The following is a 12,829-nucleotide window of genomic DNA, read 5'->3' as shown; positions in this document are numbered from 1 at the left end:
TTGGGGGCGCGCCCCGTCAGGGGCGCGGGTTCCGGGGCCGCGCCCCGTCAGGGGCGCGGGGAACTGCGCGACCAGCCCCCACCGGGCCCGCAGCAGAAATCACTCCCCGCCAGGAGGGCACCCGCCGGGAGGGCGCGCAAGGGACCCGGGATCACCCGCGGGTCACGACGGCGTCCGCGCCGCCGTGAGCAACCGCGTCACATCATCCGCACAAATGGTCAGCGCAGCACCCACCGTCGAGAGAGTCTCACGCTCGGCAGGCGTATACGGCCCGTCCGCAAGAGCGATACGAGCACCTTGAAGAAGAATGCCCTCGCGCCCACCGGGAGCCAGATGCGGAGCCAGCGGATCCAGCGCCTCATGGAGCTCTATGGCCAGACCGGGCCCACAGGGCTCCCCGAAGATCCGTCCGGTGTCGGCGGCGAGCGCCTCGACGAGGGCAGCGAGCTGCTCCTCGGTGCAGTCGTCGAACCCCGCCGAGCGGACGGCGCTCGCGGCGGTCTCCAGGGACGTACGGGAGCAGGTGCCGCCGGCGGCCAGGACGGCGAGGGCGACGGTGTGGACGGCGTCGCGGAGCATCGCCGAGAAGCGGGTCGTGGTCGGGTGGTCCAGGACGTCCGCGCTGTAGTGCCGGCCGCAGGCCGCGCACTCGACGACGGGACCGGTCTCGCCGCGCGGGAGGACCGGGACACCGAGGCAGGTGAAGCGGCGGCGGCCGGTGAGGCGCTGGTAGTTGCGGTCGCCGCCGCAGCCGGGGCAGAAGAACTCGCCGTCGCCGACGGTGGTCCACGCCGTGCGGGTTCCGAGGAGGCGCGAAACACCCATGGAGCCGGCGCGGACAAACCGGCCGTTTCGTCCCCGTCCTGGCAGCACGTCGCACCTCCGTAACGCCGCGGCAACATCGCCGCGTTGGCGTGATGTTAGCCACATTGTTGAGGAAGAGTCAGTACCCAGGGCGAGACCACTCTGTGACATGGCTTGATACACGCCGCGGTCCCGCCCGCCTGTGAGGCGGACGGGACCGGAGAAACGCAGGTGAACGGCCTTATCGGGTCGCGCGGTTGACCGCGGAGACCACGGCCTTCAGTGAGGCGCGTGTCGTATTCGCGTCGATGCCGATTCCCCACAGCACCTTGTCGCCGATCGCGACCTCGATGTACGAGGCGGCCTGCGCGGACGCGCCCTCGCTCATCGTGTGCTCCTGGTAGTCGAGCAGCCGGGCGTCGATACCGATGCCCTGCAGGGCATGGAAGAACGCCGAGATCGGGCCGTTTCCGGTGCCGACCAGAACGGTCTCGGCGCCGTCCACCTCGGCCTCGACGGTGAGCGTGTCGACGCCGTCACGGTCGGTGGTGGACTGGCCGTTGCTGACCTGGATACGGCCCCAGGGGTTCTGGGCGTTCGGCAGGTACTCATCCTGGAAGACCGCCCAGATGTCCTTGCCGGTGACCTCGCCGCCCTCGGCGTCGGTCTTCGCCTGGATGATCTTCGAGAACTCGATCTGCATCCGCCGCGGCAGGTCCAGGCTGTGGTCGTTCTTCAGGACGTACGCGATACCGCCCTTGCCGGACTGCGAGTTGACCCGGATGACCGCCTCGTACGACCGCCCGACGTCCTTCGGATCGATCGGCAGATACGGAACCGCCCACTCCAGGTCATCGACGGTGACACCCTTCGCCGCCGCGTCGGCCTCCATCGCGTCGAAGCCCTTCTTGATGGCGTCCTGGTGGGAGCCGGAGAAGGACGTGTAGACCAGATCACCCACATACGGGTGACGGGGATGGACCCCCATCTGGTTGCAGTACTCCGCGGTACGCCGCACCTCGTCGATGTCCGAGAAGTCGATCTGCGGATCCACCCCCTGCGAGAACAGATTCATCCCCAGCGTCACCAGATCGACGTTGCCGGTCCGCTCGCCCTGCCCGAACAGACAGCCCTCGATACGGTCCGCCCCGGCCATCAGCGCCAGCTCCGCCGCCGCGACAGCCGTACCCCGGTCGTTGTGCGGATGCACGGACAGACAGACATACTCACGACGGGACAGATTGCGGCTCATCCACTCGAAGCGGTCCGCGTGCGTCGACGGCGTCGAACGCTCCACCGTGGCAGGCAGGTTGAGAATGATCTCGCGCCCCGGACCCGGCTGCCAGACGTCCATGACCGCCTCGCAGACCTCCAGGGCGAAGTCCAGCTCGGTGTCCGTGAAGATCTCCGGCGAGTACTGGTAGCCGAACGTCGTCTCGGGGCCCAGCAGCTTCTCCGCGTACTCCACGACCAGCCGGGTGCCGTCGACGGCGATCTGCTTGATGTCGTCCTTGGAGCCGCGGAAGACGACCCGGCGGAAGACCGGGGCCGTGGCGTTGTACAGGTGGACGGTGGCGCGCTTGGCGCCCTTCAGCGACTCGACGGTCCGCTCGATCAGATCCTCGCGGGCCTGGGTGAGTACGGAAATAGTCACGTCGTCCGGAATCGCACCCGGCTCCTCGACGATCGAGCGCACGAAGTCGAAGTCGGTCTGACCAGAAGCCGGGAAGCCGACCTCGATCTCCTTGTAGCCCATCTTCACCAGCAGGTCGAACATCTCGCGCTTGCGCGCGGGCGACATGGGGTCGATCAGGGCCTGGTTGCCGTCACGCAGGTCGGTGGAGAGCCAGCGGGGGGCGACGGTGATCCGGTTGTCCGGCCACGTACGGTCGGCGATGTCGACCTGGTCGTACGGGCGGTACTTGTGGATCGGCATGGAGGTGGGCTGCTGGCGGTTCGCCATGATGCGAGGGGCTCCTCTTGGTCCGCTTGATCCTCGGAGAGAATCCGAGGGACGGCCGACGGCGCAACGCCGAACTCCGCGGGGAGGGGGTCGGCCTCGACTACAGGCCCTCGCCGCGGCAGCTAAGGAGAAGCAGCCCGATACGCATGATGCTCCGCATGCTAGCCGAGCCAAGCCCCACGCGAGGGTCCGTATCAGTATGCGGGACGTGGGAGGTATACGAAAGAAAGGGTGCACAACGTCACATAGTCGAGCATTTCAGGGGCGCGGGGAACTGCGCATCCTTTAGGGGCGCGGGGAACTGCGCAATCTTTTAGGGGCGCGGGGAACTGCGCGACCAGCCACAGGCGACCCGCACCCGTAACACAACCCCCACCCCACAGCCCCTCTTATCCCCGCATTTCACCAATCATGGTTGCCCCTAGTGACAGCAGCATCACGCAGTGCAATGGTGCCGACCATGACGACAAACGGGGGCCACGAGCCCGTCTTCTGCACCATCGTCCCACCCCACGTCCTCGACACCCTGGCCCAGGCCGAGGACCCCGCCCTCGCCGGCAAGGCGCGCCGCACCCTGGAGCACGACGCCTTCGAGCGCACCCACCGCCGCCTGACCACGGTCATCGGCGCGCCCACCCTCGCCCCGCCGAAGGGCGCCGCCGAGGACAAGCCGAACCGCACGATCCACGACGCGAAACACAAGCAGGACCTGCCCGGCAAGAAGGTCCGCGGCGAGGGCGACAAGCCCGGCAAGGACGCCACGGTCAACCGCGCGTACGCCGGCCTGGGCGCGACCTTCGAGCTGTTCCAGAAGGCGTACGAACGGAACTCGATCAACGCCGAGGGGCTGCCGCTCAACGCGACCGTGCACTTCGGCGAGGACTACAACAACGCCTTCTGGAACGGCGAGCAGATGGTCTTCGGCGACGGTGACGGCGAGATCTTCCTCGACTTCACCATCCCGGTCGACGTCATCGGCCACGAGCTGGCCCACGGCGTCACGCAGTACACGGCGAACCTCACGTACTTCGGCCAGCCGGGTGCCCTGAACGAGCACTTCTCGGACGTCTTCGGCGCGCTCATCAAGCAGTACACGCTCGGCCAGACCGCCGCCGAGGCCGACTGGCTGATCGGCGCGGGTCTACTGGCCCCGCGCGTCACGGGCACGGCCCTGCGCTCGATGAAGGCCCCGGGCACGGCGTACGACGACGACGTGCTCGGCAAGGACCCGCAGCCCGCCACGATGGACGACTACGTGCAGACGGGCCGCGACAACGGCGGCGTCCACATCAACTCGGGCATCCCCAACCACGCCTTCTACCTCGCGGCGACCGCGCTCGGCGGGCACGCGTGGGAGCGGGCCGGACGGATCTGGTACGACGTGCTGACCGGCGGCGAGCTGGGCTCGAAGGCCAACTTCACGGACTTCGCAACGCTGACCGTGGCCAAGGCCCGCGCTTCGTTCGGCGAGGGCGACGAGCTGCAGGCCGTGACGAAGGCGTGGGAGCAGGTCGGGGTACGAACCCTGTGACCGTGCCCCGCGCCGCTGTTTTCGCACTGGAGCCGTTTCATGGTGGAGCCGTTTCGTACTAGACAGGACCCATGCGTATTCAGGTGAGGCGCACGGGCGGATTCGCGGGTATCGAGCGGTACGCCGAGGTGGAGACCTCGGGCCGCATCGACGCCCAGGAGTGGCACGCCCTGGCCGAACAGGCGATCACGTCCGGCCGGGGCGCGCCCCCCATAGGAGTTCCGGACGGCTTCAGCTACCAGATCACCGTCAACGGCAGAACGGTGTACTGCGCGGACCCACGCCTGACAGAGGAACAACGCAAACTGATCTCAAGGGTCCTGAAGGAGGGCGCGTAACAAGGGCGCCCGACAGGGAGGCAGCGGGGGGCGCCCCTTAAGGGGCGCGGGGAACTGCGCGACCAGCCACATCCGCCCCGCAGCCGCCCACCCACAGCAATCCCCTCCCCCGTGGGCGCCCCAGCAGAACCGGCAACGGCCAGTTCACCGAACCCCGTTGACTTCACTGTCCGCCGCTACAGATGATCGCGCGCATGGCGAACACGGCGACGAACCCGATACCCCAGTTCCCGGCCGGCTTCCTCTGGGGCGTGTCCACCTCGGCCCACCAGATCGAGGGCGCCGCGGACAAGCGCGCCCCCTCGGTCTGGGACGCCTTCACGGCCGAACCGGGGCACATCAAGGACAACTCCACCGCGGCGGTGGCCTGCGACCACTACCACCGCTACCCGGAGGACGTCGCGCTCCTGCGCGACCTCGGCGTGGACGCGTACCGCTTCTCGATCTCCTGGCCGCGGGTGAACTCCCCCGGCGGCCTGGACTTCTACGACCGCCTGGTCGACGAACTGACCTCGGCGGGCATCCGCCCCGTCCCGACCCTCTTCCACTGGGATCTGCCGGTGTCGGTCGAGGAGGCGGGCGGCTGGCTGAACCGGGACACGGCCGAGCGCTTCGCCGAGTACGCCGCGCTGGTGGTTGACCGGCTCGGCGACCGGATTTCCAAGTGGATCACCCTCAACGAGCCTGCCGAACACACCCTGTTGGGCCACGCCCTGGGTGCGCACGCGCCCGGCAGACAGCTCCTCTTCGACGCGCTGCCGGCCGCTCACCACCAGCTGTTGGGCCACGGCCTGGCCGTACGGGCCCTGCGTGCGGCCGGAGTCACGGACATCGGTATCGCCAACTCGCACGGACCGACCTGGCCCGCCTCTCAGGAACCGGAGGACCTGGAGGCGGCTGCCTTCTACGACATCCTCCTCAACCGGCTGTTCGCGGACCCGGTGCTGACGGGCCAATACCCGGAGGGCATCGGGGAGTTGATGCCAGGGGACGCCGAGGACCTCGCGTCCGACCTGAAGGTCATCTCGGAACCGGTCGACTGGTACGGGATCAACTACTACGCGCCGACGAGGGTGGGCGCGCCGCAGGGCTCGGAGATCGAGTTCGGCGGACTGACGATGCCCGCCGAACTCCCCTTCTCCGTAAGGGAGATCGAGGGCTATCCGGTCACGGACTTCGGCTGGCCGGTGGTCCCGGAGGCGCTCACGGAGCTGCTGGTCGACTTCCACGAGCGGTACGGCGACCGGCTCCCGCCCATCGTCATCACGGAGAACGGCTGCTCGTACGAGGGCCTCGACGACCAGGACCGGATCACGTACCTGGACGGCCATCTGCGGGCGCTGCACCGGGCGTTGGAGCAGGGCGTGGATGTCCGCGGCTACTTCGTCTGGTCGCTCCTCGACAACTTCGAATGGGCCGAGGGCTACGCCCGCCGCTTCGGCCTGGTCCACGTGGACTTCGAGACGCTCAAGCGGACCCCGAAGGCGTCGTACACCTGGCTACGGGACGCGCTCCAATCCCAGGGAGGATGAGCAGGGGAGTTTTTCGCCCCCGCCGCCCCTACCCATTCCCGTCACTTACTCAGGGGCTCCGCCCCCGAACCCCCAAAGACTGCGCAGTTCCCCGCGCCCCTAAAAACCTAGGGGCGCGGGGAACTGCGCGATCAGCCACATCCGGGCCCGCACCCGACAACAAACCCCACGGGGCCTGGGGCGGAGCCCCAGTTTCGGGAAGGGGTGGGGCTGGGGAAAGAGAAAAGATCTTCAGAAGCCAAGCTTGCGCAGCTGGCGCGGATCCCGCTGCCAGTCCTTGGCGACCTTGACATGGAGGTCAAGAAAAACCGGCGTACCCAGAAGCGCCTCAATCTGCTTGCGCGACTTGATCCCGACCTCCTTCAACCGCTTCCCCTTGGGCCCAATGATGATCCCCTTCTGACTGGGCCGCTCGATATAGACGAACGCGTGGATGTCGAGAAGAGGCTTGTCGGCAGGCCGGTCCTCACGGGGAAGCATCTCCTCCACGACAACGGCGATGGAGTGCGGCAACTCGTCCCGCACCCCCTCCAGCGCGGCCTCACGGATCAGCTCGGCCACCATGACCTGCTCGGGCTCGTCGGTGAGGTCACCCTCGGGATAGAGCGCGGGCCCTTCCGGAAGCAGCGGCACCAGCAGATCGGCGAGCAGATCGACCTGCTTGTCCCCGACGGCGGACACCGGAACGATCTCGGCCCACTCGAACCCGAGCTCCTTGCCTAGCTGGTCGATGGCGATGAGCTGCTCGGCGAGCGTCTTGCTGTCCACGAGGTCGGTCTTCGTCACGATCGCGATCTTCGGCGTCTTCTTGATCGACGCCAGTTCCTTCGCGATGAAACGGTCACCGGGACCGAGCTTCTCGTTCGCCGGCAGACAGAACCCGATCACGTCGACCTCGGCCCACGTCGTACGTACGACGTCGTTCAGCCGCTGGCCGAGCAGCGTGCGCGGTTTGTGCAGCCCAGGCGTGTCCACGAGGATCAGCTGGGCGTCGGGCCGGTGCACGATGCCGCGCACGGTGTGCCGCGTCGTCTGCGGCTGGTTCGCCGTGATCGCCACCTTCTGGCCGACCAGAGCGTTCGTCAGGGTGGACTTGCCCGCGTTGGGGCGGCCCACGAAGCAGGCGAAGCCGGCGCGGTGGATGCCCTCGGACGGCTCGGATGACTGGGTACGAACGCTCATGCCGCCCATTGTCCCTGATCATCGGAGCCCTGCCGCACCCAGCGACCCCACACACCGCCCGGGACCTTACGGCACAGCTCCGGACGGCCTACGATCACGGGGCTCCGGAGCTAGGCTCCCGCCCCCATCACCCGCATCGCGCAGAAGGTCAGGCCCCGGCATGAAGCTCATCACCGCCATCGTCAAGCCGCACCGGCTCGACGAGGTCAAGAACGCTCTCCAGGACATCGGCGTGCACGGGCTGACCGTCACGGAGGCCAGCGGGTACGGGCGTCAGCGCGGCCACACGGAGGTGTACCGCGGGGCCGAGTACCAGGTCGACCTGGTCCCCAAGATCCGTATCGAGGTCGTCGTCGAGGACGCGGACGCCGAAGCCGTCATCGAAGGGATCGTGAAGGCGGCGAAGACGGGGAAGATCGGCGACGGAAAGGTATGGGCCGTGCCGGTGGAGACGGTGGTGCGGGTACGGACGGGCGAGCGCGGCCCCGACGCCCTCTGATCCTGATCCCCACCGCCACGCCCGCGAGCCCCACTCCCAGCACGACCGCCACGAGCCACGGCAGCGCGAAGAACGACGTACTCGCCGACTCGCGGGTGTCGTGCGCGCTGGCAGTCAACGTCACGTCGCCCCAGTCGAGTTGGGGCGCGCCACGCCACGGTTCGCTCAGTTTCACCCGCTGCCCGGGCAGCAGCTCGGAGGGGACCCCGGCCAGGTCGCGGGCGAGCAGCGTCCGGCCGAAGAGCCCCTCGGCCTTCAGCTCCACCTTGGGGTTGAGGGTGACGTTGCCGGTGTTGTGGAGGGTGTACGAGACGGTGGCCGTGCTGTCGCCGATGCCGGGGACGAGGGGCTGGTGGTGGGTGATGCGGACGTCCTCGACGGCGACGGCGGGCACGGTCGGCCCGCCCACCCGCAGATAGATCCGCGCGCCGACGGCCCGCTGCACGCCGACCTCGACGGCCCCCGACCCGCCGTCGATGCGCTCGTCGAGGGCGACCAGCGCACCCGGGTGATCGCCGGGTTCGGCGCCCTCGGGCACCCGGATCGTGAACGGCACGGTGACCGAGCCGTGCGCGGGCACGGTCACCCGGGACTTCGCGGGCTTCGCCCAGGCGCCGACGCCCCGCTGCTTCTCCTTGCTGGTGCGCACCGCGAACCCGCCGTCCCGGGCGGTGTTGTAGGCGTCGGCCGCGTACAGCCGGAAGGTCAGTGGCCGCGCGGTCTTGTTGGCGACGGTGACCTTGTCCTTGAGCGTTGTCCCCGGATCGGCGGAGAGGTGGAAGTAGGGCCGCGAGGCGAGGTCCGTCGAGACGGGGTAGACGGACCAGCTGCCGTTGTCGGCGGCGTACGCGGGCGCCCCGGTCAGGCCGAGGAAGAGCAACAGGAGGAGGACGAACGGCTTGCGCATGGGTGCGGACCCCCGGTGAGCGAGTCGGACGAGGCGGACGGGCGGGTGCGCGCCCGACCACCGACGAAACGAGCCTGCTTGCAGCTCTGTTGACGAACCGTCAGTACCGTCAGAACCTTCAGATACGAACGTGGGCCGTCAGGTGAGCGTGAGCGTCAGCACGCCGGAGTACGCACCGGGCGGGGTGAACGCCGGAACGTTCAGCGACAGCCTGGCGTCGACGGTGAACTCACCACCGGTCTGGGCGCCGTTGGGGGTGGACGCCAGAGTCGCTCCGGCGCTGCCGACCGAGCCGGGCGAACCGGTCTGACAGGTGCTCGGACTGCCGGTCTTGGTGGCGCAGACCGGGGTCCAGCCCAGCTTGGCGGCGTCGATCTTCGCCCCGCCGGGACCGGCGAAGTCGGTGACCTTGCCGGTCAGGGACCAGCCCGCGGGTCCGCCGCGGAAGTCCTTGACGGTCACCGTCTGCAGGGAGCCGCGCGAGAAGCCGCCCTTGCCGTAGTCGACCGCCGCGAGTTCGACGGTGTCACCGGCCTGGGTCATGGACAACGTGCCTGCTTTGACCGAGGAGTTGACCTTCTGGCTGCCCTCGGGGAGCGGCGTGTTGTCCTCGATGACGACATAGGCGGCGGGCCCGGCCCCCTTGCTGTCGCTCCAGGCGCTTCCCTCGTACGCCACGACCCCGGTCGTCGCCTTGTCGTTGACGGTCAGGGTGCCGCTGATGGCGCCCTGGGCGTTCGCGGTGGCGGTGCCCTTGTCGGCGGTCTCGGCGGCGCCGGCCCGTCCGGCGAGGGTGACAGCGGCACCCGGGGTGAAGTTCGTGCCGGTGACGGTCACGCTGTCACCGGGCTTCCCGGAGGCCGTACCGAGGCTGATGGCACGGTTGTTGGTCTGTCCGCCGTCCGTCGCGGTGACCGTCTCGGAGACGGGGGCGGGCGGGTTGGTGACCGTGCACGGGGTGTCCAGCTCCAGGATGTAGCTGGTGTGGATGTTGTAGTCGCCGGGCGAGAGGGTGATCGCGCCGGGTGTGGTGACCGTGAAGGTGCCGGTCATCGAGAAGGACGGGAAGGCGCCCTTCCCCGGTACCGGGTCGTTCTTCTTCGGGCCCGCGACCGTGATGTCACCGGTCTGCACGCCACCGAGGGTGACCTTGCCGGTGGGCGTCATGATGTCGGCGGGCAGGGCGATGTCGACCGGGTTGGACGCGGCGGGCTTGACCACCGTGTACGTGACGGTGACCGTGTCGCCCACCTTGGGCGCGAGGTTGTCCACCGCGATCTTGGCGGTGGTCGTGCCGTCGATCGGCGGGATGCCCGCGATGGGCGGCGGGACGCAGTGCGTGGCGAAGTCGACCTGCTGAGGCTCCGCGCTCGCGGGACAGGCGAGCGCGCCTCCCCCGGTGACCGCGAGTGCGGTCGCTCCGAGAAGTGCCGCCCAACGGTGGCGTCTTCGGGTTCCTGAACCCATGGTTGCCCCTCCTGAGGATGCGGGCGCAGCGGCTCTTCCGCGTTCTTCTGCGCCGACAGGGGGACATTGATGTGTCGGTTGTGTGAAAAGTCAATGGAATCGCCGGACGCCAACTGATGGGCCATCAGCTTATGTCAACTTCGTTGCACAGCAGGGCAGTTGAGCGCGAAGACCGGTGCCGCCGCGCGCAGGCGACACCGGTCCATGGCTCAACTTGCTGGTGGGGGGGTTGCCTCGTGGGGAGGGTTGCCTAGTGGGGGTTACGGAGAGGGCTACCGCCCGGGACTCACGCGAAGACGAACGGGCCCGGCGACTGCGGCCCCTCCGCCGTACACGTCACGGTGATGAATCCGAAGATCACCATCCGCAGGGAGCCGCCGTTCGCCTCCAGGCTGTCGCCGGGCGCGACGGTGCCGGTCAGCGGGCCGACCGAGACGCCGTCGCCCGCGTCCATCGCGGGGTTCTTGGTGCCCGTGAAGGCGGTCGTGCCACCGCTCGCCTTCACCATGGTGAGTGTGGAGACGATCGAGTCCGCGCCGAGGGCGAGCGGGGAGGTGATCTCGGAGGAACTGAGGGTGATGGTGGCGGAGGTGCCGGTCTGGGTGGCCGTGAGGGTGGCCTCACCGCCGCCGTAGGCACCGCAGTCGGCGATGATCGTGGCGGACTGGGGGACGACGGCCGCGGCACCCGGCGCGAGGGCCAGACCGGCGGCGAGGGTGCCGGCGGCTAACGCCGCACCGATTCCGAGTCGCTTGCATCTCATTGGGGGATTCCCTTCCCTTGTACGGGAATTGCCATGTGGGGACGTTCGACGGGCGCGCCGTCGTGCGGGCACGCGTGCTTGCCACCGGCGCCTGTTCACGGGCCGGCGACGGTGCGGGGATTCACGTGCGCACGGACCAGCCACCGCGAGCGGTGTGCGGGCACGCTGCGCGGCGACGAATCTGACGGTCCGTCGGAAGAGCTGTCGTCCATTGAGACGCGAGCGGCCCGGGATTGCAAGAGAAGCGGTGGGGAATCTTCCGCCGACCGAAGATGTGGCCGAAGTAGACCGGTGGGCCCCATGTCTCGGGGGGCTCCGCCCCGACCCCCCAGAGACTGCGCAGTCCCCCGCACCCCTAGGCCGTTAGGCCTTTAGGGGCGCGGGGAACTGCGCGACCAGCCACAACGAACCCGCACCCGACAACACACCCCCCGGGGGCTGGGGCGGAGCCCCAGTTTCGGGAAGGGGTGGGGCTGGGGAAAGAAAAGGCCCGGACCTCAGCCCACAGCCACCCGCACCCGAACCTCCCCATCAAGCCCGGCGACCAGCACAACAGCCCCCGCAACACCAAGATCCCGCACAACCGCCAGATCCCCGTCCGCCAAGGACTCCGCCGCGGTCACCACAGCCCCCGCCTCCAACCCCTTCGCCCCGGAAGCCACAGCCATGGCCACCGCGGTCTGCAGCGCACTGAGCCGCAGAGAAGGCAGGTCAACGGTCCCCGCAACATACGTACGGCCGGTTTCGTCCCGCACGGCCGCCCCCTCGGGCACACCATTGCGAGCCCGTACGGAACGGGCCAGGGTGACGATCTTGCGGTCCTCGGGATCGAGCGCGGTGCTGTCGGTCATGCCCAGAGCATACGAAGCCCGACCCGCACCCCGCGCGGCGGTACGCGACACCGCCCAGCCGTAGACCCGACACACCTGCAAAGCCTGCACACTCATCCCCACCGCCCCACTACCCGGCAACCGGATACATCGCCCCACGCCGCCCCTCCCCCTCCGCAGAGGCCAGCCACTCCAGCTTCGTCGAGGTGTTCGCCTCGGGCAGCGGCGTGTGCAGCACGATCGTGAGGTCGGGCCGCGCCGGCACCTTCATGGCGGTCGCTTCCAGGACCAGCACCCCGACCAGCGGATGGTCGAGCTCCTTGCGGGTCTGCCCCGGAGCCTCGATGTCCCGCCGCTCCCACAGCTCCGTGAACTCGGCACTGGCCGCCTTCACCCGGGCCAGTACGTCCTGGAACCCCTCGTCGTCGGGCGCGGCCGCGCAGGAGGCCCGGAACTGGGCGACGACCGTCCGGGCGTTGTCCTCCCAGGTCAGGGACCGCCCCCGGTAGAGGGGGTCGGTGAAGAAGTCGAGGAGGCAGTTCTGCATGTCCTTGGGACGCATGCCGAGAACCGCACCGGCGGCGTCGTTGTACATGACGCAGTTGTAGTACGCGTCCATGATGTGCGCCGGATACGGCATCCACGTGTCGATCAGCCGCCGCAGCCCCTCGCACATGTCCCGGTCCCCTGGCGCGACCTCGGGCGCGGGCGGATTGAGCCCGGCGAGCAGATACAGATGGCGCCGCTCGGCGTTGCTCAGCCGCAGCACTCGGGCCACCGAGTCGAGGACCTGCGGCGACACGGAGATGTCCCGCCCCTGCTCCAGCCACTGGTACCAGGACGCGCCCACGCCCGCGAGCACGGCGACCTCCTCGCGGCGCAGCCCGGGAGTACGCCGACGGGCACCGCCGTCCGGCAGCCCGGCCTCGGCCGGGGTCACCCTCGCCCGGCGGCTCATCAGGAACTCGCGCAGCTCACTCAGCCGACGGGTCTTGAGCACGTCGTCAACCACG

11 protein-coding genes and 1 pseudogene are annotated in these 12,829 nt (G+C 69.0%); 4 read left to right on the top strand and 8 right to left on the bottom strand.

The window, feature by feature from the left end:
• Nucleotides 1-162 precede the first annotated feature (162 nt).
• Entirely contained in the window at nt 163-873 is a 711-nt protein-coding gene (locus ACFWXQ_RS44270) for a TerB family tellurite resistance protein (protein WP_383944668.1), read from the bottom strand.
• A gap of 172 nt (nt 874-1,045) precedes the next feature.
• Entirely contained in the window at nt 1,046-2,767 is a 1,722-nt protein-coding gene (leuA, locus tag ACFWXQ_RS44265; RefSeq protein ID WP_383944665.1) for a 2-isopropylmalate synthase, read from the bottom strand.
• A gap of 460 nt (nt 2,768-3,227) precedes the next feature.
• Here leuA and ACFWXQ_RS44260 point away from each other — a divergent pair, with 460 nt between their 5' ends.
• From ACFWXQ_RS44260 to ACFWXQ_RS44250, 3 genes are all read left to right on the top strand, one after another.
• Nucleotides 3,228-4,298 (top strand): M4 family metallopeptidase, encoded by a 1,071-nt coding sequence (locus ACFWXQ_RS44260; protein WP_383944662.1) that lies wholly within the window; start codon nt 3,228-3,230, stop codon nt 4,296-4,298.
• A 71-nt stretch (nt 4,299-4,369) separates the two neighbouring features.
• Nucleotides 4,370-4,636 carry a protealysin inhibitor emfourin gene (locus ACFWXQ_RS44255; protein ID WP_383944659.1) on the top strand — a complete coding sequence of 89 codons (267 nt, stop codon included), beginning with the start codon at nt 4,370-4,372 and terminating at the stop codon, nt 4,634-4,636.
• Between the two features lie 194 nt (nt 4,637-4,830).
• Nucleotides 4,831-6,168 carry a GH1 family beta-glucosidase gene (locus tag ACFWXQ_RS44250; protein WP_383944656.1) on the top strand — a complete coding sequence of 446 codons (1,338 nt, stop codon included), beginning with the start codon at nt 4,831-4,833 and terminating at the stop codon, nt 6,166-6,168.
• Between the two features lie 231 nt (nt 6,169-6,399).
• On the opposite strand, the gene era is transcribed toward ACFWXQ_RS44250, so the two are convergent.
• Nucleotides 6,400-7,359: a GTPase Era gene (era, locus tag ACFWXQ_RS44245; RefSeq protein WP_383953732.1), complete on the bottom strand. Its 960-nt coding sequence runs from the start codon at nt 7,357-7,359 to the stop codon at nt 6,400-6,402.
• A 151-nt stretch (nt 7,360-7,510) separates the two neighbouring features.
• Here era and ACFWXQ_RS44240 point away from each other — a divergent pair, with 151 nt between their 5' ends.
• Complete coding sequence (locus ACFWXQ_RS44240; RefSeq protein ID WP_383953734.1) at nt 7,511-7,849, top strand: P-II family nitrogen regulator; 339 nt, start codon at nt 7,511-7,513, stop codon at nt 7,847-7,849.
• On the opposite strand, the pseudogene ACFWXQ_RS44235 reads toward ACFWXQ_RS44240, so the two are convergent.
• From ACFWXQ_RS44235 to ACFWXQ_RS44215, 5 genes and pseudogenes are all read right to left on the bottom strand, one after another.
• Nucleotides 7,746-8,756 (bottom strand): annotated as a pseudogene (locus ACFWXQ_RS44235) (WxL protein peptidoglycan domain-containing protein); the annotation flags it as partial. The gene ACFWXQ_RS44240 and the pseudogene ACFWXQ_RS44235 sit on opposite strands and share 104 nt — an antisense overlap.
• A gap of 138 nt (nt 8,757-8,894) precedes the next feature.
• The gene (locus tag ACFWXQ_RS44230; RefSeq protein WP_383953736.1) at nt 8,895-10,223 is read right to left on the bottom strand and encodes a beta-xylosidase; all 1,329 of its coding nucleotides are present in this window, start codon (nt 10,221-10,223) and stop codon (nt 8,895-8,897) included.
• 286 nt (nt 10,224-10,509) lie between these two features.
• Complete coding sequence (locus ACFWXQ_RS44225) at nt 10,510-10,986, bottom strand: hypothetical protein (RefSeq protein ID WP_383953738.1); 477 nt, start codon at nt 10,984-10,986, stop codon at nt 10,510-10,512.
• A gap of 497 nt (nt 10,987-11,483) precedes the next feature.
• Nucleotides 11,484-11,837: a cytidine deaminase gene (locus ACFWXQ_RS44220; protein ID WP_383953740.1), complete on the bottom strand. Its 354-nt coding sequence runs from the start codon at nt 11,835-11,837 to the stop codon at nt 11,484-11,486.
• A gap of 109 nt (nt 11,838-11,946) precedes the next feature.
• Entirely contained in the window at nt 11,947-12,774 is an 828-nt protein-coding gene (locus ACFWXQ_RS44215) for a helix-turn-helix transcriptional regulator (RefSeq protein WP_383953753.1), read from the bottom strand.
• Nucleotides 12,775-12,829 lie beyond the last annotated feature (55 nt).

The sequence above is a fragment of the Streptomyces sp. NPDC058697 genome (assembly GCF_042715345.1).
Taxonomy (GTDB): Bacteria; Actinomycetota; Actinomycetes; order Streptomycetales; family Streptomycetaceae; genus Streptomyces; species Streptomyces liliifuscus.
Note: the sequence above shows the minus strand (reverse complement) of the source record. Positions and strands in the feature narration are given on the sequence as shown.

What these genes read in the sequence shown, in the direction of transcription:
- leuA (WP_383944665.1), bottom strand. Translation starts at nt 2,767, where the DNA reads ATGGCGAACCGCCAGCAGCCCACCTCCATGCCGATCCACAAGTACCGC.
- ACFWXQ_RS44260 (WP_383944662.1), top strand. Translation starts at nt 3,228, where the DNA reads ATGACGACAAACGGGGGCCACGAGCCCGTCTTCTGCACCATCGTCCCA.
- ACFWXQ_RS44255 (WP_383944659.1), top strand. Translation starts at nt 4,370, where the DNA reads ATGCGTATTCAGGTGAGGCGCACGGGCGGATTCGCGGGTATCGAGCGG.
- ACFWXQ_RS44250 (WP_383944656.1), top strand. Translation starts at nt 4,831, where the DNA reads ATGGCGAACACGGCGACGAACCCGATACCCCAGTTCCCGGCCGGCTTC.
- era (WP_383953732.1), bottom strand. Translation starts at nt 7,359, where the DNA reads ATGGGCGGCATGAGCGTTCGTACCCAGTCATCCGAGCCGTCCGAGGGC.
- ACFWXQ_RS44240 (WP_383953734.1), top strand. Translation starts at nt 7,511, where the DNA reads ATGAAGCTCATCACCGCCATCGTCAAGCCGCACCGGCTCGACGAGGTC.
- ACFWXQ_RS44230 (WP_383953736.1), bottom strand. Translation starts at nt 10,223, where the DNA reads ATGGGTTCAGGAACCCGAAGACGCCACCGTTGGGCGGCACTTCTCGGA.
- ACFWXQ_RS44225 (WP_383953738.1), bottom strand. Translation starts at nt 10,986, where the DNA reads ATGAGATGCAAGCGACTCGGAATCGGTGCGGCGTTAGCCGCCGGCACC.
- ACFWXQ_RS44220 (WP_383953740.1), bottom strand. Translation starts at nt 11,837, where the DNA reads ATGACCGACAGCACCGCGCTCGATCCCGAGGACCGCAAGATCGTCACC.
- ACFWXQ_RS44215 (WP_383953753.1), bottom strand. Translation starts at nt 12,774, where the DNA reads ATGAGCCGCCGGGCGAGGGTGACCCCGGCCGAGGCCGGGCTGCCGGAC.